Origin of the sequence: uncultured Muribaculum sp. (assembly GCF_910583865.1) — a bacterium.
In the GTDB taxonomy this organism is placed as follows: domain Bacteria; phylum Bacteroidota; class Bacteroidia; order Bacteroidales; family Muribaculaceae; genus Muribaculum.
Window position 1 is genome coordinate 1 of sequence record NZ_CAJTYX010000049.1, and the last position, 17,735, is coordinate 17,735.

At 55.6% G+C, this 17,735-nt stretch carries 23 protein-coding genes; 2 read left to right on the top strand and 21 right to left on the bottom strand.

The genetic code is table 11. The annotated features are described in order from the left end of the window. The 5 genes from QZ303_RS09460 to QZ303_RS10630 form a co-directional block, all read right to left on the bottom strand. The coding region (locus QZ303_RS09460) for a type II toxin-antitoxin system HicA family toxin (protein WP_295732140.1) at positions 1-188 on the bottom strand (188 nt) is incomplete at its 3' end. A gap of 79 nt (positions 189-267) precedes the next feature. Then, positions 268-1,980, bottom strand: a complete 1,713-nt coding sequence (locus QZ303_RS09465; RefSeq protein ID WP_295732143.1) for a terminase TerL endonuclease subunit — start codon at positions 1,978-1,980, stop codon at positions 268-270. Positions 1,981-1,983: 3 nt separating this feature from the next. Beyond that, complete coding sequence (locus QZ303_RS09470) at positions 1,984-4,590, bottom strand: hypothetical protein (protein WP_290456521.1); 2,607 nt, start codon at positions 4,588-4,590, stop codon at positions 1,984-1,986. Positions 4,591-4,592: 2 nt separating this feature from the next. Then, a complete protein-coding gene (locus QZ303_RS09475) occupies positions 4,593-4,955 on the bottom strand; it encodes a P27 family phage terminase small subunit (protein WP_290456519.1) in 363 nt (120 codons plus the stop codon). Positions 4,956-5,052: 97 nt separating this feature from the next. After that, complete coding sequence (locus QZ303_RS10630) at positions 5,053-5,289, bottom strand: hypothetical protein (protein WP_367268131.1); 237 nt, start codon at positions 5,287-5,289, stop codon at positions 5,053-5,055. Between QZ303_RS10630 and QZ303_RS09480 the strand changes: the two genes are divergently transcribed. Further along, positions 5,197-5,391 carry a hypothetical protein gene (locus QZ303_RS09480; protein WP_295732148.1) on the top strand — a complete coding sequence of 65 codons (195 nt, stop codon included), beginning with the start codon at positions 5,197-5,199 and terminating at the stop codon, positions 5,389-5,391. The genes QZ303_RS10630 and QZ303_RS09480 overlap by 93 nt on opposite strands. Before the next feature lie 48 nt (positions 5,392-5,439). On the opposite strand, the gene QZ303_RS09485 is transcribed toward QZ303_RS09480, so the two are convergent. From QZ303_RS09485 to QZ303_RS09495, 3 genes are read right to left on the bottom strand one after another with little or no spacing between them, the layout of a single operon-like run. Continuing rightward, a complete protein-coding gene (locus QZ303_RS09485; protein ID WP_290456517.1) occupies positions 5,440-5,703 on the bottom strand; it encodes a hypothetical protein in 264 nt (87 codons plus the stop codon). Between the two features lie 27 nt (positions 5,704-5,730). Continuing rightward, positions 5,731-7,104, bottom strand: coding sequence for a DEAD/DEAH box helicase (locus QZ303_RS09490; protein WP_290456516.1), 1,374 nt, complete (start codon positions 7,102-7,104; stop codon positions 5,731-5,733). After that, complete coding sequence (locus QZ303_RS09495; RefSeq protein WP_290456515.1) at positions 7,101-7,454, bottom strand: VRR-NUC domain-containing protein; 354 nt, start codon at positions 7,452-7,454, stop codon at positions 7,101-7,103. The genes QZ303_RS09490 and QZ303_RS09495 overlap by 4 nt, the downstream gene beginning before the upstream one ends. Positions 7,455-7,758: 304 nt before the next feature. On the opposite strand from QZ303_RS09495, the gene QZ303_RS09500 reads away from it, so the two are divergent. Further along, positions 7,759-7,953, top strand: coding sequence for a ribbon-helix-helix protein, CopG family (locus QZ303_RS09500; protein WP_290456513.1), 195 nt, complete (start codon positions 7,759-7,761; stop codon positions 7,951-7,953). On the opposite strand, the gene QZ303_RS09505 is transcribed toward QZ303_RS09500, so the two are convergent. The 13 genes from QZ303_RS09505 to QZ303_RS09565 form a co-directional block, all read right to left on the bottom strand. Next, the gene (locus tag QZ303_RS09505; RefSeq protein ID WP_295732151.1) at positions 7,928-8,215 is read right to left on the bottom strand and encodes a hypothetical protein; all 288 of its coding nucleotides are present in this window, start codon (positions 8,213-8,215) and stop codon (positions 7,928-7,930) included. The genes QZ303_RS09500 and QZ303_RS09505 overlap by 26 nt on opposite strands. Positions 8,216-8,275: 60 nt before the next feature. After that, a complete protein-coding gene (locus QZ303_RS09510) occupies positions 8,276-9,253 on the bottom strand; it encodes a site-specific integrase (protein WP_290456510.1) in 978 nt (325 codons plus the stop codon). A gap of 370 nt (positions 9,254-9,623) precedes the next feature. Next, positions 9,624-9,881, bottom strand: coding sequence for a hypothetical protein (locus QZ303_RS09515; protein ID WP_295732153.1), 258 nt, complete (start codon positions 9,879-9,881; stop codon positions 9,624-9,626). A gap of 32 nt (positions 9,882-9,913) precedes the next feature. Continuing rightward, positions 9,914-10,309: a hypothetical protein gene (locus QZ303_RS09520; protein WP_290456504.1), complete on the bottom strand. Its 396-nt coding sequence runs from the start codon at positions 10,307-10,309 to the stop codon at positions 9,914-9,916. A gap of 25 nt (positions 10,310-10,334) precedes the next feature. Continuing rightward, entirely contained in the window at positions 10,335-11,312 is a 978-nt protein-coding gene (locus QZ303_RS09525; protein WP_290456503.1) for a hypothetical protein, read from the bottom strand. A gap of 306 nt (positions 11,313-11,618) precedes the next feature. After that, positions 11,619-14,150 carry a virulence-associated E family protein gene (locus QZ303_RS09530; protein WP_290456582.1) on the bottom strand — a complete coding sequence of 844 codons (2,532 nt, stop codon included), beginning with the start codon at positions 14,148-14,150 and terminating at the stop codon, positions 11,619-11,621. Positions 14,151-14,187: 37 nt separating this feature from the next. Beyond that, the gene (locus QZ303_RS09535) at positions 14,188-14,751 is read right to left on the bottom strand and encodes an ssDNA-binding protein (RefSeq protein WP_290456580.1); all 564 of its coding nucleotides are present in this window, start codon (positions 14,749-14,751) and stop codon (positions 14,188-14,190) included. 29 nt (positions 14,752-14,780) lie between these two features. Further along, positions 14,781-15,959 (bottom strand): DUF2800 domain-containing protein, encoded by a 1,179-nt coding sequence (locus tag QZ303_RS09540; protein WP_290456578.1) that lies wholly within the window; start codon positions 15,957-15,959, stop codon positions 14,781-14,783. An 11-nt stretch (positions 15,960-15,970) separates the two neighbouring features. After that, positions 15,971-16,477, bottom strand: a complete 507-nt coding sequence (locus tag QZ303_RS09545; protein ID WP_290456576.1) for a hypothetical protein — start codon at positions 16,475-16,477, stop codon at positions 15,971-15,973. Positions 16,478-16,537: 60 nt separating this feature from the next. Continuing rightward, the gene (locus QZ303_RS09550) at positions 16,538-16,807 is read right to left on the bottom strand and encodes a hypothetical protein (protein ID WP_295732159.1); all 270 of its coding nucleotides are present in this window, start codon (positions 16,805-16,807) and stop codon (positions 16,538-16,540) included. Positions 16,808-17,069: 262 nt separating this feature from the next. Continuing rightward, on the bottom strand, positions 17,070-17,279 hold the full coding sequence (locus QZ303_RS09555) for a DUF3853 family protein (protein WP_290456573.1): 210 nt from the start codon (positions 17,277-17,279) through the stop codon (positions 17,070-17,072). Beyond that, positions 17,276-17,461 (bottom strand): hypothetical protein, encoded by a 186-nt coding sequence (locus tag QZ303_RS09560; RefSeq protein ID WP_290456571.1) that lies wholly within the window; start codon positions 17,459-17,461, stop codon positions 17,276-17,278. Before QZ303_RS09560 ends, QZ303_RS09555 begins: the two co-directional genes overlap by 4 nt. A 29-nt stretch (positions 17,462-17,490) precedes the next feature. After that, positions 17,491-17,703: a hypothetical protein gene (locus tag QZ303_RS09565; protein ID WP_290456568.1), complete on the bottom strand. Its 213-nt coding sequence runs from the start codon at positions 17,701-17,703 to the stop codon at positions 17,491-17,493. Positions 17,704-17,735 lie beyond the last annotated feature (32 nt).

Below are 17,735 nucleotides of genomic sequence, written 5' to 3' on the forward strand. Positions count from 1 at the left end.
ATACTGTTCAACAAAAATTGACTCAGCGTTTCACTTGGTTTTCCTCTCACTGTTACTTTCCCTTTTTTGAAAGGATGCTTGAACTGTCGGTGGTCTCCTTTGACTGTGATGAGAATCCATCCGTCCTCTTCAAGCATTCTCAGAACTTCCTTTACCTTGTACTTATTCATGTTGTTCTTGCTTGACATTGCAAAGGTAGCTATATTTCTACTATCTGCCAAATTTTTCGGCGATTATTTACAAGAATTTTCAAAAAAAATTCGGGTGTCACTGTACTTCGTCGAGGAAGAGGCGGTGGCACATCAGCATTGTGATCACGCCGTCGATGCGCTGTGTCTCCACACGCTTCTCCGGCTTCTTGTTCTCCATATTGTCCTCCACGAGTATGGCATTGCCGAAACAGTAATAATTGATGGGATTGTCGTTGATCCAGATCTTGCCCGTCCATATGCCGTGCTCGAAGCTCTCCACGGCGGCATTGAAATTCCCCTTTGTCTGACTCACGCCCACCACCGAGTCGGCGCCCCCGATGGTCGCCAGCATGTTCACCACGTCACGCGCCTTGTAAGAGTCATACCCGATGCGCATGAGGTTGGTCTTGTCGGCGATTTTGAGCACGTGTTCCACGATTAGGTTGTAGTCTATCACTTCGCCCGGCAAAAGCCGCAGATACCCCTCTGAGGCCCACTTGCGGTACAGCCGCTCGTTGACATGTCCCGACAATGCCCCCTCCGGAAAGAAGTAGTCGGTGATATAGCCGAAAGAGTTGTGCTGACGGTCGTAGAATCCCACCGTCACCGCCGAGAAGTCGCCACGCACCGACAGGTCTATGGCGGCCATCGCTTCCGGTTTCCCGACGATACCCTCCACCGTGGCCTTGCGTGCCACCTCACGCGCTTTCGCCGCAGGGATCCAGCTCTGCTTCTCGTTCTCGGCGTACACGTTGAGCAGCTTCGTGCGGAAGGCCAGCATCGCCTCGGCGCCGTTGCGCTGCGCCTTAGTGTACTCCTTCTCGTAATAGTCGGGCTGTATCGTCACGCCGAGATGCGGATGCACCTTGGCCCATGTGGCAGGGTCATCCTCCTTGTCGTCGATATCCGGCTCGAAGAGATGTGCAAACAGTGTATCATCCTCGATGCCTCCCAGCAATACCTCCTTGTATCCCTGGAGCATGGCGTAGAAAGGGCCGTCAAACACATCGGATGCCGTGGTGATTATCACCGTCAGCGGCTCTTCACGCACGCCCATCGACGTGGTGAGCACGGTCAGCAGCTCCGAGTCGCGCGCCTGGCTGAACTCGTCCATGATCACCGTCGAGGCGTTGAGACCATCCTTTGTGCGGGCATTGGCGGTGAGGCATTGGGCAAAGGCCTGCCGGCTGTTGCGTGCCCGCGGCCTTATCTCCTCCCTGTTGATGTAGAAACGGCGCCCCCGCGTGTCGAGCTTCCCCACCGCGCCGCGCACCACATCGAAGCACTTGCGCGCCTGATCCTGGGAGTTGGCTCCGATGTATATCTCCGCGTTGTCGTCGCCGAAAAAGAGGTCATGGAGGGCGAAGGCTGCCGTGCCCGTGGTCTTGGAAAACTTCCTCGGCACATACAGCACACACTCCCTCACCACCCGACGCCCGTCCGCACGACGGAAGGCGAACACCGACGCGAACTGAAATGTCTGCACCGGAGTGAGCCGGTAATGCGTCAGCCCCTTCTTGCCGGGAAGCCACAGAAGCTCGTAGAACCGGAAAAAGCGCCGCACTCCCTTAGAGTCGATGCCATAGCGGCGCACCATCCCGAAGAATCGCTCCACCGCCAGCTGCTCCCACAGGTTGTGCCGCTCGGGATGAGTCGCCACTTCCCGACAATATTCCTCCAGCCTCGGGTCGGTATCGTCGAGATGGTATGTGGCAATGTCTACACCCATTAGCCGGGCCGACACCGCCTCCTTCGCCGCTATGAGCCGTATGCGCTCCTCATCTGTCATGGTTTACTCCTCGGTGAGCTGTACCGTGGCGCTCCCCTCACGAAGGTTGCGGCTTATGCCGTCGACAAGCAGCCGTTTGTCGGGCAACGCTCCGTGACGATAGCAGATGAACCTGTCGAGCTGTCCCCCGATGTCCTTCATGCCGTGTGTGAGCGTTACGCGTGCACGGTGGCTCTTGCGCCAGTGCCAGTCGAGATACAGCTGTTCCGGCTTCCCCGTCACGTCGCGCAACGCGTCGTAAATCTCCAGCAGCCCGTTGCCCGTGGTCACGTCTATGGGTGTGTTGCGGCATACCATGTCGCGCACCTTCAACGCGGTGCGCTCCTCAGGCGTCAACGCGCTGCAGAACCGGAAATTGAGGTCGTCCTTCCGGTTGACATACTCCTCGTCGGTGTCAGAGACATATACCAGGTCGCCATCCTCCACATCCCTGAAGGCGTTGTCGCTCACTATCTTCACGTTGAAATCCTTTATCCATATCGCCGACACATGGCTCAGCAGCGGCACCGGATTGGTGCTCCACTGCGTATGCCGGAACAGCGTGGGATGCACGCGCGTGATATCGTCCCATATGGCGTTGTAGGGTCCCAGAATCATGAACTTCACCGGACCGCCCACATTGTCCGAGGCTCGCACAGGTATGGCCGTACCCTTCACGCCCAGATGCAGGGAATAGTGTATGTTGTTGGTGATGTCGCGGCTCGGGCCTATTATCTTGTCGCCGATTTTAGGGTCGACGCCCAGGATGAACGACTGTGCATAGTACTCGTCCTCATCCTTGCACTCCGCGAGCGTCTTGTACTTCACCCATCGGTAATCGTCGATCTCGCCGGTATGCTTCGACTCCACCACGCATTTGTCGCCGACTATCAGCATGCAGCTCAGCAGCGGCAGCTTGCGCATCCGGTCGTTGCCGTCTCCATGGGCGCTGTACTTGTACTCGTACCGGGAGAAGAAGTCGTCATCCTCCATAGGGTTGATGCCATAGTCGGGCACGGTGATGCCGTCGATATTCTCCGGTTCCCCTCCGGGTGTGTCGGTGTGCCAGTAGCGGCGGGTGTAGTAGCGCTTTCCCTCTTCGCCGTCGACCGCGGCCTTCGCATCCTCCTTGGAAGTGTCATAGTCCTCCATGCACTGTGATATGTCGTCCCAGCTTAGCAACGGGTTGCCGTTGCCATCGGGAACCACATGCACCTTGGTGGCCAGCTGGTCATAAGATAAACCGGGGTTGTGTCGCGGATTAAGCCGGATGGAGCCGTCGAACACTATATACCGCGTTGTCTCATCGTCCGATGGCGACAGCGTGGCCGTCACGCCCTCGTAGGTGGCGCACGGCATCGCCGACTTTATGCACTGTCCCATATTGTTGAGATACGTCTCTCCGTTTTTGCCGAAGCCCCCGACACCTATCACCAGGTATCGCCCCTCGTCGGCCTTGTCGGGAATGGCATTGTTCTGGCTGTCATATTCATCCTTGCCTGTCGTCACCTCCATGAACAAAGCCCCGTGGGAGTCCTGTACGCCGTTCACCAGCTCCCGCTGACTCTCGCCGCCCGTATACATCCCGTAACGGTTGCGCATCTTCCATCCGTTTGCCTTCATCACACGGAACCAATGGTTGATTTCGCCACCCTTGTAAATCACCTGCTCGTTCCATGCAGAGCCTCCGAAGCCGGCGATACGCAGAAAATCGAATGCCCCGTATGCCCAATATTCCGTGGTGATCAGTTCGGGATACGGAAACATGGGCATGAGCGCACCATCCTCCAGCGGCTGAGGTATCACCTCCTCCGTCTCCATGCGCTCGCATGTCAGCTTGAGGCGGTTGTAGGTCTCCATGATGTCGATGGTATGAGTGGCATCCCATGTCGTCGACCTGTCTATCGTCTTCTCGTCGGCGGTACCCAAAGTGTCGGGGTGGTATACCTCTATATGGTCACCGGCCACACAGGCACGGAGGTTGAAGTATGTGAGCACGGCATCGGCCACCTCCTCGAGGGTCCATGTGCTCTCCTCGTCGTCGCCGAAGAATACCGACGTGTCGATCATCACGCCATCCGCTATACTCGTCGACTGGTCGGCGGTAAGGAGGTCGGAGGTGATGTTCACCGCCATATCGGGGGCTGTCTTGCCGAACACGGTGCGGAGTATGTCGCCGACAGTCTCGGGACCTGCCTTTACGCGCTCCTCCTCCCATATCACACCAGGTGCCGCCACATCTCCCCACAGACAGTACTGCAGCGCCGAGAACACGTCGATACAGCAGACCTCCAGCGTATCGCGCACCTTCACGAAGGGCTGTGTGTAAGCCTGCGGCTCCACATACCCCGTGAATATAGGCTCGCCGTCGCGCGTGACGCGGATGCGGTTGTCGAGCACGCCACGCGAATACAGCGCGAATATCGGGCTGTCGACAACCAGCTTCACCGTACAGCTCTCGCGCATCAGCGTGTCGTACTCGTCGTTGTAACTCGTCTCCGTGGTCACCCCCGCAGTGTCGAACCTGATGCCGCCCGTATCCAGCCGGATGTCGGCTCCAGGCTCATCGTTCTCTATCTCGACCGTCACCACGCGCCCGTAGATGTCGGCAAAGCTCCCTATGTATCTCATACCTATCGCACTTTTTCGATTTCCTTATACATCTCGTCAACCCCATCAGGCAGTTCCGGCGCGCCCACTATGTCCTCGACCGTCAGCTTGAGCTGCCGCATCTGTCGGTTAACCTGGTTCTGCGTCCTGTCGAGCATCTTCATCAGCGGATGCTCCATGGGCTGCTCGCCGTCGCGCGTCGTTTTCATCACCACCAGCGTGAAATCATCCGCCTGCATGTCAGCCTGTATCCTGTCGAGCACCCACAGCGATCGCGCAAGGTTGTTTATCTGGATTCCGAGGTTGGGGCTGTAGATGCCGCTGGCCTTCATGGCCTTGACAATACGTCGGCGATATTTTTCAAGCGGTTTCTCGCTTTCTGCCATAGTTGTTAAATATTTTGCATAATATTACGGTTATTATCCGGAAATGCCGAATTTTCAAATTTTCGACTCGCACACGCGGAAAGGTGGGGGGCGAGGTTTAACGACCTCCCCCCGGCTTTAAAGAATCACCCCCGGGGGTCTCTTCGCCGAACCATTTCAACTCGTACGCCCTAATGAGGTCGCGGTCGCGCCGCCGCTTCTCCTCCTTGGTCGCGCTCCCTAACCTCCTGTGCCGCTCCTTATGGCAGGCCGTGCAGAGCCCCACCAGATTGCTGCGGCTGTATGCCAGCCGCGCCTGCTCGCCGCTACCTTTCGCACTCTCTATGGGGATGATGTGATGCACCTCCGAGGCAAACACGGCACGCCCCTGCAGTGCACAGTCGGCACAGAACGGATGATCCGCAAGCACCTCGGCACGGAGCTTACGCCACCGTGAACTGTTCAATAATTTCGAATAGTTCCTGTCTCTTGCCATCGTCAACCATCATTCCCTTCTTCTGAACGAAGGAGCGAACACCCTTTCGGGTGACCTCTGCCAATCGGCGAAGTCGCCGAACATCCGTGCCAGTCCGGTATCATCCGGCACGCCGGAGTCGGCGGCGGCGCACCCGTCGGCCAGCAGCCCAATCAGCGCACGCGCCAGCTGCGCCGGATAGGCGAAACCGCAACGTGCCGACAGCTCCGACAACGCCGCATAGCTGCGCTCGTCAAGCCTTACATGCACTGTCCTCACAGGTATCTTCGCCATGTTGCAAAGATAACCAATAAGCCCCGTTCAACCTTGGGCCGCCGCTATGTCGAGTGCAAGTTTTTTCACCACGCCTGCCTGAGTCTCCCCCTTCCCTCTCAGAGCCTCGGCCATACGTTCATCCACCGTGCCCGACGCTATGAGATTGTAGACAGCCACAGGCATCTTCTGACCCTGCCTGTGGAGCCGTGCGTTGGCCTGCTGGTACTGCTCCAGGTTCCACCCCGTGGAGAACCATACAGCCACATGGCCACCCTGCTGCATGTTCAATCCGTAAGCTGTCGACGCCGGATGCGCCAGCAGCAGGTCTATCTTGCCGGCGTTCCAGTCGCGCAGGTCTTCAGGTCCGGTGTACGACCGGACCCTTACCCCTTTCGGCACATGCTCCAGGATTCGCCTGAGGTCGTGCTTATAGGCATAGAAGCACAGCACCGGAGATGCAGCCATCTCCACAATCTCAAGCAATGCGGATATCTTGGCATCATGTATCTCATGTTCCCCGTGCTCCTCGTCATACACGCACCCGTTGGCATATTGCGCCAGCTTGTTTACAAGCGATGCGGCACTGTCGGCGGTCACCGTGCCCTTGAGGCCGGCGGCATTGAACTCCGCCACCCTGTCACGCTCGAAGGCTCTGTAACCTTTGGCCGCCTTCTCGCCGATGTCCACGCGCCTGTCGTGTATCACCATCGGCGGCAGCTCCAGGTAGTCGGCCGCACGCATCGTGAAACAGATGTCGGATATCTTTTCAAGAATAGCCTCCTCAGCTCCTTTCTTGGGCCATATCTTTATCGGGATGTTGTTGTGTATCACCGAGTCGAAATAACGCGCCCTGTAATGTGTCACGAACTTTCCGAGGCGTTCCCCGCCGTCGATGCAACACATCTGCCCCCAGAGGTCGAGAAGCCCGTTGGGTGTCGGCGTGCCGGTGAGCCCCACCACCCTGACAGCTTCACGGCGCAGACGCCGCATAGCCTTGAACCGCTGACTCGTAGAGTGCTTGAAGGAGGTAAGCTCGTCGAGCACTATCATGTCGAAGCGGGGACGCTCCTTGCCGGCCTTGAGGCTTTCGAGCCATACCACCGAGTCGCGGCCCAGCACGTAGATGTCGGCATCGGCGGCAAGGGCCGCACGGCGCTGCGCCGCCGTCCCCTTCACCACCGACACCCGTAGCTCCAGATGATCCCACTTCGCCGCCTCGTCGCTCCATGTGGTCTCCGCAACCTTCTTGGGAGCCACAACCAACACCCGTCCTATCGCGAGGTCGTCGATAAGGTTCTGTATGGCTGTCAGCGTACATACCGATTTGCCGAGACCCATCTCCATGAAAAGGCCGCAATGGGGATGCTGCCGCACCCAGGTGATGGCCGCCTTCTGATAGTTGTGCGGTACAAACCTCATGACTCCTCGCGCTTTAAAGCCTTCAGCGCTTTCCATCGGCTCTGCGCCTCTCTGTCTTCTTTCGCCAGCATCCTGTCGATCTTCTCTTTCGAGTCGACCACATAGACATGATGCCCCATCTCACGGAGTACTGATATGCGGTAGCTCTGCAAAGGGCGTGGACGATCGCCGAGGCTCTTCAGCTCGCACCAGCATACATAACCCCCCTTGAACACTAAAAGCCTGTCGGGGTATCCGGAATTGTTGGCGTTGAAATATTTCAGGGCACGGGCGCCGTATTCGTGTGCCCTGTCCACAAGGTATCGCTCCAGTGCCTTCTCGCTCGTCTCGCTGTGTCTGTGATCCGCCATGACAAAGTATTTATTTTTTGAAGTAAAAAAGTGAAATTATTTGAATCATATCTTGCATAATTCAAATAATTTCACAAACTTTGTAGTGCGGTTAAGAGAAACCGCGACGGTGAATCTTCCGACCGATAGACTTGGAAGAAAAAACCAAAAACCGAAAGCACGATGAAAGCAACTCTCAAACTGATTTTCAAAGTGTGGAAGTTCAAAATCACGATTGAATAACGATTCTGAACTTCAGGGGAGGAGAGAAACCTCCCCTACTTTCGGCTTTTGGATATGCAAAGTTAATAAAACCATCATCCTTATGCAAGAGAGAGAAAAGAAACCGGGACGCGGGGGTCGCCGTGCAGGTGCCGGGCGCAAAGCCAGCGTCGATTCCAAATCTGTAAGGGTATCGTTCACCATCACGCCCGACGCGGCTCGGAAGCTTCAGCTTGCCGCCGAGGGTGCCGGAGTGTCGCGCAACGAACTCGTCAACCGTCTCCTCGAGAGTCTTTGACCCGTACATGGTCGCCGTTGCGGCCACCGAAGAAATGGTCCGGCGTAATGGCAATGGCGTTACGCATTATTTCCACACATGAGTCAAGCGTCTCATATGCCTTCTGTTTGTTCGGCGCGTTTACCAGAAATCCCGCTATATACAGGTTTCCGCCACCGAGGATTACATCCTTATCGGCATGGGGATGCTTCATGCAAAACTTCTCTGCTGTTTTGAGCAGCTCTTTGTGGAGAAGGTACGCGAGGGTGTTTTTCTCGTCCATCATCATCGTGTTTTAGATTGATTATTTGTTCTGTATGTCAAAGGCGTCGATTTCGATGCCTTAATCTTTCTCTGTTTTAGGGGTGAAGTCGGCGGGCGCGTCGGCGTCATATATTCTCAGTTTTCTGAATGCTTTATTCATCGTTTTTCGCTTGGATTCGAGGGTCGGATGAACGTAGAGATCTAAGGTCAGTGAAACTTTGGAATGACCCAACAAAGTTGATATCGTCTTCACATCTCCCCCGCTCGCCACAAGCAATGTCGCATAAGTATGCCTCAATCCATGAAAATTGATTGAGGGCAATCTGTGTCGCTTCAAGAATCGAGAGTATGAGTCACGGACAGAACCGTGTCCTGTGGGATTGCCTGAGTTGCCGACTACATAATTGCCTATATCCGGCGTTTTACCTCCGATTTCCCGCAATATACGGCGAAGAACCGGAAGCATCGGAATTTCACGATAACCTTGCTTCGTCTTCGGGGATCCGACAAAATATCTCTCTGTCTTTGTTTCCGGATCGTATGCTTTGACGACATTCCTCCGCACGATGATTATGTTGTGAGTCCAGTCAATATCGCCCCATCGTAATGCAAGAGTCTCACCAATGCGCATTCCCGTCATGATAGACATCGCCACCGGCAAAACCGATACCCGTCCCGTTTTTATTTCCTCTTCAGCATATCGTACGATCCTCAGCATCTCAGCCTCGGTAAAAGATTTAATTTCCCGCGGAGTCCCCTGGGGATATTTGAGTCTCCAGTCGGTAGGCTTTATTTTCGCCTCAAGCGTCGTGGCCGCAAACAACAACATCTGTTTCACAAATGCCATGCGGTCTTTGGCTGTCTTTGGAGATAACCCGGCCTCCAGCATTTCATAAAGCAATAATTTTGCTTCCGTGCGCCCGAAGTCTGATATGTCTTTCTCCGCGATGGCAGCCGACAGCATTCTCCAATGCATAGCATGCAATGCCTTCGTGCTTGGTTTTATCTCTAAAATCTTTTCGGCATGCCATTTTTCATACAGTTCTGAGAATTTCATATCTGCTTCTCTTGGTTTTTTGTTGTTAAAAGGGGAGGGATAGGCATCCAGTGCGATACTGTGCACCCGCGATAAAAATCATCAAAAAAGACCCATCCCCCGTGTAAGAAACATGCGAGACAACAGCATATCTCAGGGTAGTAAACGTCAGAGCAACGTACCAGTAAGTATACGTTCTCTTCCGGCAGCTCCTCCACGCTGCGCCACTGCGAGGCGAGTGCTTCGGTGGCGCCATCCTCGTATGCTTGCTCAATGTCGTAACCATCGAATCGCTCTATTCGCTTTTCGTTTGGTGTTATGAGCTTGTCAAGGCGTGGACACTTTACGGTGATTCTTGATTCCGCATACGCCGTAGCTTTTTCTTCTATTGTCATATTTCTTTCTTTACTCGGTTAATAATTTCGTCAACACTCTCATTCACGACACCTCGGACAGAAGCAAGTTCTTCAAGTATCTCCCTCAGATGCGCCACCGATATGCGGATGTCGGATTCGGGGATTGGCTGATTGAACTCCAAGTCTTTTGCGCTATACACACTGCCGTCGTCAAGGAAGTATAGTTTCTCTCCGTTGGCGAATGTCCTTATGTTTGTAATCGCATGGATTACGTCGTCGAATTTGAGTTTCACATAAGCCGTTGTCAACTTCGTTTTAGGCTCGCTCATCGCTTCTTCGGTTTAATGGTTATCTCTACCTCTCGCGGTTCAGACTCGCAATCCATATCGGGGAATAATCCTGCGTCAAGCAGGTACGTCTTACTATCGCTATGCCAAACGCAATTATAATCTCCAGTATCCGCTATTGGCTGATTTTTAAGGATAGGCTTCTTTTCATGCAGGAAAGCCTCTCCGTATGCTTCATCAATAGCCACCCAACCTTGAATGACGGTCGCTTCGCTGTCCGTCATGGACTGCTCTGCGGCGGCGCAGCCGTCTGTGTAGGCTTTGGCTAATATCTCTCGCGTTTTAGGCCACGGTGCTTTCTCTATGGTCAGAAGCAATTCGGGAATTTTCTTCTCGGCGTATTCCCGCGCCTGCAGGGATTTTGTCTTTGTCATATCTCTCAGTTTTTAAGGTACTGTATCAATCTTTATTTGCACTCTCATTTAGTCGGCTGATTATCTCCCTTTCCCTGTCACTAAGCTTCCATTCAATATGTTCTGCCTCTGCCGCTGCTGCTGCCGCTGCTGCCGCTGCTGCTGCCGCTGCTGCCGCTGCTGCTGCCGCTGTCGCTGCTGCCACTGCTGCTGCCGCTGCCGCTCTGTCCGAGAGTAGCCACCCGGCACCGAAAATAGTTTTCTTATGAGCCTTCTGAGAATCCAGTCTTTTTATATATTCGCATTCATCGGTGGGGATGCGGAGGTCTATGCCGCAGCTCTTATTGGATATTTTCTGCAACAACGCCGCAGAGGTGACATTTGAGGGGTACACATACACAGGAGGGGTCCATTTCGGTGTCTCCTTCTTGGCTTGGATTTCGGCTTCCTTTATCCTCTGGGCCAGTGTGCCCGATACGATCAGCCTGTCATCACACGGAATGTTGGTCACAAAGCTTGTGGGAATTTTCGCGCCGTTTTCATAGGTGATATTATAGCCGCAAACCACAAATGTTTCAGTGCCTATTAAACATGAGCATAAAGTCAGAGAGGGGGCAAAGAGGAAATATCTTATCCCGTTATCATGATAGAACTTCCGGATTTTCGCCAATATCGAGAAGGGGGGATTATCAAGCACCAGGCAGTTGCCGGGATAATCATAATTTTCATAATCGCCGTCGGGACAGAAGGGGCGGCATATCTCCACGCCCTCCAGCGACATCAGATTCTTGTCGACCCATCCCTTTATCGCCTCATAGACCAAGGGAGGGGTAAAACAGTCATCGCTGGTATGCTTATGCCGGAACTTGTCAAGGAACTGCTCATAATTGTTGAAGTCCTTCCTCATCCCTAACCCTGCCGTTCTTTTCACCCGCTCAGGCCGGGGCGCTTCAAAATCCCAGTCAGAAAACAACGTCGCCTGTGCGACGGTCTCTTGCTCCTTCTCTAAATTCTCTCTCTTCATACCTTCGTTTTGTTTGGTTGCTTTGTTTGGTTGGTCCTGAAGTGGCACCGTAACGGCTTCATTTCCGGTGCCACCCTTATTTGCTGAATTTCAGCCAGTTACACCGATGTGGCACTGAAAGGCACCGAAATCCTATATAAATAAAATACTAGTTTGTATAATTACATGTAATATATTGCCTCATATTTGCATTTTTCGTTTTTTGCTTTATAAGAAATTACGGTGCCACTGGTGCCACTTGGGGTTAATATATTGGTTTTCAGCTTCTTAAGGTGGCACCGAAAATTACTAAAATACGGTGCCACTTTAGACAATATCATAGCTTTCATCCCTTCCCACTTCTTTCACCCAGCCTTTACCACGCCCATAAATGGCGTCAGTCGGTATATGTCCCACTTTCTTCCACTCCGGATGACACTTGTCCATATACTTGGCGATCATGCGCCCCGCCGCCGAATATTCACGGCTCCCTTCCCGGAGGTTCATACACTCCGTCAGCAGCTCCTTGAGGCATACTTGTGTACGTGGCTCGCTTGCATCGGCTATAAACATCGTACCCTGGATGAACTGCTTCCGCTGCGCTCTGGAAAGTCGTGGCCAGTCGTCCGGCAACGGCTTCTCCAGATACTCGTCGATAACCTCAAACATCGGGTCGCTGATGTCGAAGTTGTGCTCCTTGGCTTTCGCCAGAGCCGCCTTGGCTATCTCGTCGGGCATGTAGAGCCGGAACCCGTTGCGGTACAACGTCACTGCCTCCGCCCACAGCTGGTCGCGCCATCGGTCCACATAGTCCCAGCTATTGACCTTAATGTTCGCCGGCACGCACGTCACCACCGGAAAGCGCCGGTTGTCGCCATACCCGCGCAGGCAGTAGTGGTCGTTGGTCGTGGCCGTGAACACCGTCTGACGCGGCACCGACACCGTGTCACGCCCATAGGGCGAGCGGTACTTGTCGTGCGTGGAGGTCAGGAAGTTCTTCACCGTGTCGAGATCGGCGTTGTTGATGCTCGACATCTCGCCGACTTCATAGATCAGCACGCCGCGGATGTTGATCATGGCATCCTTGTTGCCGATAGGCAGCGCCGAGTCGGAAAACCATTCGCCGCCCAGCTTTGCCAGCAGCGTCGACTTGCCGCACCCCTCCGGACCATACAGTGTGATACACAGATCATACTTCACGCCCGGCGCGTTGACCCTTGCCACCGCCGACACCAGCAGAGCCTTGGCCAGCCAGCGGTTAAGCTCCGTATCCTCGGCGCCCAGCGTCACTGTGAACAGACCCGCCAGCCGCGGCACTCCGTCCCATTCAAGGCTGTCGAGGTAGTCGAGTACCGGATGATACTTCGACATGTCCTCCACGCCGCAGAGGGCGTCGTCGACGCTCTTCACCGACTTGACGCCGTAGCACCTCTCGAGCCATCGGCGCACCGCCGCGCGGTCGTTGTCGCCGAACTGGCTGTCATTGTCGTCGCGCCGTGTCCCGAAGGGTGTCCCCGTAATCTCCAGCCGCCCCGTGAAGCTGTTGTAACGCAGCTTGCCACGCAGGTCGGGATGATAGAGCAGCACCTTCATGATGTTGTCGCTCACCGGATCGAAGTTCCCTTTGCGGTCGAGACATCCGGCGTATATGTCGTCCCAGGAGGGGCCGGTTGTATCGGATATGGCGGTTGTATCGGATGTGTCAGTCGGGAGGGTTATGTCGGCGAAGGCGTCGCGGCCGCGTTCCGCCGCCTCCCTGGCGAGTTCGCGGCGCACCTCGGGGCGTTGCGCCGCCATGCGCGTCATGGCCTCGAAGCTCGGCAGCCGCGTCACATCCTTAACCCTGCTCCCCGTGTCCTGACTGCCGTACAGATGCAGCCTCACAAGGTCGAAGGCGTTGACCTCCCGTCCCTGTATCGGGTCGGTGGCATGGTTGGAGTAGAGCCATGTGTCCTGATATGTCACGGCGCCGCCATGGGTGGTGCCCGCGGCATAGGTGTACCGCCCGTTGCGGTAAGGGGTATAGACATTCGGCAGGAACGTGGCTATGGCCTGCGAGATGGAGAAGGAGCGGCAGAAGGCCCCGACGATACCCTTCTTCCCCGTCGGGTCCTCCATGCCGCTCCCCTTGTCGGTTCCTTTGCCGCCGGCATTGGCATAGCGGCTCCATATCTCCAGCGCCCGCGGGTCCTGGTCGCCGCAGCCGGCGAGCTTGAAAAGATTCTCCTCATCGTCGGTACGCGGCCAGTACTTGGGGTCCTGCCAGTCGTCGGCATAGAGCTCCAGCACCCTGTCTGGGTCGAGGTAGTCGTCGGCGTCGTTGCTGTCGGCCACATACTCCGCGTCTACAGGCCGCGACGGGAAAAACATCATCCTCGACGGCTCGAAGGTGGTGCGGTCTATGCCCGTCATACCGATGGTAGCGGCCACCATCCGCGCCACGGCCTCGTAGGTCTCGGGGTCGAGGTCGCGCGACAGCGGCATAACCACCCGCACCCGCTGTGCCTCCGGACGGTGCTTGTGGGTGGAATGCACAAGCCAGCAGACGCCCGGAAACTTCTCCCTGAGCGACTCCATCAGCGAGGCGTCCCAGCCGTCGTAGTCGAGGGTCACCATCGAGCGCAGCTCCATGTTGGCCTTCTTGCGGATGCCGTCGCGGAGGATGCCGGCGACATAGCCGCCGACATCCTTCACATCGGTCTGCCTTTCCCTGCTCATCTGCAGGTACTCGTCGAGGGTTTCGCCGGTGACACGGAACGCGAGAAGCCTCTCCCTGAGCTCTTCCCAGCCCAGAGCCTCACAAGCCCACAGCGATGACTTCCGCGACTTGCCGGTGTAGATGGTTATTTTGCGTGTCATGCGCGGAATTCAGTGATTAACGATTAACGATGAACGATTAACAGATGTCGTCGTCGTCGTCATCGGCGGCGGGGACGTCAATGTCGTTGAAGGAGTTTGACCCGTCGGAGCCTGTGAAGGCCGTGTCGTCGGCGGTCTTGAGAACCGCCGCCAGGCCTAAGGCCACGCCCTTGCCGCCGGCATTGTTATAGGCGTAGATGTTGAGGCACACTATCCCCCACATGCCTGAGTATATCTCCGACTCGTTGACGATGGGGAGCTTGTCGCGGTTCTGCACCGACACGGGTCGGTAGCTCTTGCAGTTGAAGTACTTGCGCCCTTTGAAGGCTGCATCCTCGCGCTCGTCGCCGTCATGGATGAGCTGCTTGAAGGTGGAGGGCCTCTTTCCTCCCCATACTCCTGAGGCTTCCGGTGTCTCACGGAACGCGGCGACAGCTTTCTCCACCACGGCGCCATCCTCCCTGCTGACTATCACGCAGCAGGAATATGCAGGCTTGTCGTCCGGCTTGGCCGCATAGGGCTGCGTGAGGTGCTGATAGGCGATGCGCCCCTGTACAAATACTTTGGTGCCCTTTACCACGGGCTTGAATTTTGCTGGCATAACTTATAATTTTATTGGTTGGTGTTTCTTTAAAATTCTATCTCCGCGAACGGGTTGATGTCCTGATAGGTCTGGCGCTTGTCGGTGTCGGGCACAACGGTAGGTTTGCCCGGTGCCTTGACGACACATTCCGCCGACAGCTCGGCAAACTTCTTCTTGCCCACGAGCTTCTCGAGGGCTGTTATGGTCTGCAGCTCCCTGGGCTTCATCACCGCGTCATCGTCCCAACCGGCCTCGATGAGCGCCGTGCGGAGCTTCACGGGGTCCGACACCTTGCGCGTCGACCTGCCGTTGACAACCTTGTAGCCGGGTACCTTCGTGCCTTCGAGGAGCCACGCCATGGCACGGCTCTTGACGTTCTCTATCCACAGCGACAGCGGCTCCACCAACGGGAGGGCGGTACGGGCCAGCCCGTCGGGATCGCTGCTGTCGACATCATATAGCGACGCGGCCAGCGCTACCCTGTCGAGCGCCGGACATCCCGACGACACCTTGCAGAAGCGGCAGTGCGAGCCAGCCTCACGGGCACCCAATCCCAGCGCGGCCACAGCCGCCAGCGGCTTCAGGTACGTGTCGGCCCAACTGTCAAGCTCCTCCACCGTTATCTCGTCGGTGGACACATTGCCGATACGGGGCTGCCAGATGGTCATACACACCGTTTTTATGCTCCGGCTTATGCCGAACTCATCCAGCGCCCCGAGGGCGTAGAGACGCATCTGAGGATTACCCACAGCCGATACCTCCACGCCCTTGCCATACTTGAAGTCGAAGATGTGCAGCACATCACGCCCCACAACAACAGCGTCGGCAGTGCCGAAACTGCCGGGGGCATAGCTGTCAAGGTCGAGCGGCGTCTCCACATGTATCTCCGTATCCTCGTCCGCTTCCAGAAGGTCAAGGTAGCTGCCCCACACATGCTCGGCGTATTCCTGGGCGCAGGTCACCATGTATTCGTCGGGCTCGCCCTGGATCTTGCATAGGTCGGCAATCTCTTTCTCCACGTCATCCACGGGGCGCCCCATCCGGCGGAGCAGCTCTTCAGCACACAAGGCATGGGCCAGCGTCCCCTCGGCGGCATAGACGCTGCCCTGGTCGGTGACCTTCGACTCCGCCACCGCCGAGGGCGTGCAGCGCAGCCACCGCGACGCCGACGACGGCGTCAACACCGCGTGCGCCCGCTTCTCTGCATCTTTTTTATCCTTAGCCATGATGAAAAGTATCAGAAAGGATTTGAGATGAAGGACTTCGTGGCGGCATCATACTCCATGAGCATGGCCAGCTTCACAAACTCCGCCTTCTGGTCGTCGGTACGAAGGTCGGCTATCGAGCGGGCGGCGCCGTTGTGGGTCACCATCTGGATAAGTTCTTTGAGGCCGCGGTTCATAGCCTTGGCCATCTTCTGCTGGTCCTCTGTACGGTCCTCTTTGACAGCAGGTATGCCGAACCCCTGCAGAAGTTTCTTCACCGCCTCCTCCGGCGTCTCCACCGCCTTGGGGGCTTCCGGCAGCGGTGCCGGCTCCCTCTTCGGCTTGGGAGCCGCTTCCGGCTCTGTCTCTGTCTCTGTCTCTGTCCGAACATGGTCAGCTTGTGCCGGAGCTTGTACAGCTTGTGCCGGAGCTTGTACAGCTTGTGCTGCCTGTGCAGCTTGTGCAGCTGCCTGCATGTTCTGAACGAGCTCTATCCGCAACGGTGAGAAGTTCACATTCACATTTACATCTATACCCATATTATTAATCTTTAATCTTTAATCGTTTATCACTAACCTTTAATCTTTGATCTTTAATCGTTAATCGTTAATCAGTGACTCAAAGAGTTCCACGGCGGCGATGTGTTCCGGTGACCAGCAGCCCCGGTATACATCATCGAGGGGAGTGCCGGGGTCTGTGACATCGACAGAGGCCTCCGACTCGAACCGCTTCACGTTGCACCATATGCCGAAGGGGCCGCGCACCTGCACCGTCCATATGTCGACTCCCGCGCCACATTCGCACAGCGACGCGAGTATACGGTAATTCCCATGCTCGCGGTCCACCGAGTTTTGGTATTGTTTCTTCATAGGATATTGTTGTTTATTGTTGTTATGGCGCTCCCGGCAGGTGCGACCCTGCAACCTATTTGGCCTGTTATCAGCTGCGCGGCATTTCCGCAGCGGTTTCGGGAGCTTGTGCCATGCGGCCTTCACAGGTGGCATGGCTCGTTTCTAACTATTAACATTCTTGCGTTAACCCAATTGATTGCTAAACAATACGTGATGATATTAGCAGAAAGGAATAATCAGAACAACTCTAACAAAATTTTCGTAGCAGACTTGCAAACAGTTATCTCTTGTAGAGGCCTCTGGCATACCCGTCCTTGCATTGTTTCTTCCGGCGGAGACATTCCTCGACCTTGTCGGTGTCGTAGATGAGTATGCGGCCATGGTTCACTATCAGGGCATCATCGATCACTCCCTCGGCGCGCCACTTGGTGACGGTGCGGAGACTTACCCCGAAGAACTCCGCCAGCGCCTTATGTCCTCTGAGTCTCATGACCAGCCTATATGCCTTCCGGCGATGAAACAACCACACAAGGCCATCAGGCCCATAAGCTTGTCGACGGCGAACGCCGACACAGAGAGTTCCGGAGCTTCATCGCAAAGCAGGATGAAGCAGATGAAGCCGAGCACGGCTGTCACCAGATGAAGGAGGGTTCTTAATTTCTTGGTTTCCATATTTGAAGGGTTTTAATGGGTTTTAATGGTTACTTGAGTATCTGTCGGCGGCAGCTCACGAGGATGCTGCCGGACTTCTCCCAGTCCTTTGCCTCTACCGAGAAAAATCTGTCGCGGAGTATGGCGGTACACTGCGAGGCCGTGGCCCTCGCCGAACACACATCCTTGAAATCTCGGACGCCGAACCGGCGGTCATCGCCGATACTCATGTTGTAGAGGTTGAGCCTTGTAACTTTGTCCATAGGTTTAATTACTTCATTTATAAATCACGGTT

Excerpts from the sequence above, each read along its gene's own strand:
- QZ303_RS09505 (WP_295732151.1), bottom strand. The coding sequence starts at position 8,215 with ATGGACGAGAAAAACACCCTCGCGTACCTTCTCCACAAAGAGCTGCTC.
- QZ303_RS09465 (WP_295732143.1), bottom strand. The coding sequence starts at position 1,980 with ATGACAGATGAGGAGCGCATACGGCTCATAGCGGCGAAGGAGGCGGTG.
- QZ303_RS09485 (WP_290456517.1), bottom strand. The coding sequence starts at position 5,703 with ATGGCGAAGATACCTGTGAGGACAGTGCATGTAAGGCTTGACGAGCGC.
- QZ303_RS09540 (WP_290456578.1), bottom strand. The coding sequence starts at position 15,959 with ATGGCTAAGGATAAAAAAGATGCAGAGAAGCGGGCGCACGCGGTGTTG.
- QZ303_RS09555 (WP_290456573.1), bottom strand. The coding sequence starts at position 17,279 with ATGAGACTCAGAGGACATAAGGCGCTGGCGGAGTTCTTCGGGGTAAGT.
- QZ303_RS09565 (WP_290456568.1), bottom strand. The coding sequence starts at position 17,703 with ATGGACAAAGTTACAAGGCTCAACCTCTACAACATGAGTATCGGCGAT.
- QZ303_RS09550 (WP_295732159.1), bottom strand. The coding sequence starts at position 16,807 with ATGAAGAAACAATACCAAAACTCGGTGGACCGCGAGCATGGGAATTAC.
- QZ303_RS09545 (WP_290456576.1), bottom strand. The coding sequence starts at position 16,477 with ATGGGTATAGATGTAAATGTGAATGTGAACTTCTCACCGTTGCGGATA.
- QZ303_RS09535 (WP_290456580.1), bottom strand. The coding sequence starts at position 14,751 with ATGCCAGCAAAATTCAAGCCCGTGGTAAAGGGCACCAAAGTATTTGTA.
- QZ303_RS09480 (WP_295732148.1), top strand. The coding sequence starts at position 5,197 with ATGGCAGGCCGTGCAGAGCCCCACCAGATTGCTGCGGCTGTATGCCAG.
- QZ303_RS09475 (WP_290456519.1), bottom strand. The coding sequence starts at position 4,955 with ATGGCAGAAAGCGAGAAACCGCTTGAAAAATATCGCCGACGTATTGTC.
- QZ303_RS09510 (WP_290456510.1), bottom strand. The coding sequence starts at position 9,253 with ATGAAATTCTCAGAACTGTATGAAAAATGGCATGCCGAAAAGATTTTA.
- QZ303_RS09530 (WP_290456582.1), bottom strand. The coding sequence starts at position 14,150 with ATGACACGCAAAATAACCATCTACACCGGCAAGTCGCGGAAGTCATCG.
- QZ303_RS09520 (WP_290456504.1), bottom strand. The coding sequence starts at position 10,309 with ATGACAAAGACAAAATCCCTGCAGGCGCGGGAATACGCCGAGAAGAAA.
- QZ303_RS09560 (WP_290456571.1), bottom strand. The coding sequence starts at position 17,461 with ATGGAAACCAAGAAATTAAGAACCCTCCTTCATCTGGTGACAGCCGTG.
- QZ303_RS09470 (WP_290456521.1), bottom strand. The coding sequence starts at position 4,590 with ATGAGATACATAGGGAGCTTTGCCGACATCTACGGGCGCGTGGTGACG.
- QZ303_RS09490 (WP_290456516.1), bottom strand. The coding sequence starts at position 7,104 with ATGAGGTTTGTACCGCACAACTATCAGAAGGCGGCCATCACCTGGGTG.
- QZ303_RS09495 (WP_290456515.1), bottom strand. The coding sequence starts at position 7,454 with ATGGCGGATCACAGACACAGCGAGACGAGCGAGAAGGCACTGGAGCGA.
- QZ303_RS09525 (WP_290456503.1), bottom strand. The coding sequence starts at position 11,312 with ATGAAGAGAGAGAATTTAGAGAAGGAGCAAGAGACCGTCGCACAGGCG.
- QZ303_RS09500 (WP_290456513.1), top strand. The coding sequence starts at position 7,759 with ATGCAAGAGAGAGAAAAGAAACCGGGACGCGGGGGTCGCCGTGCAGGT.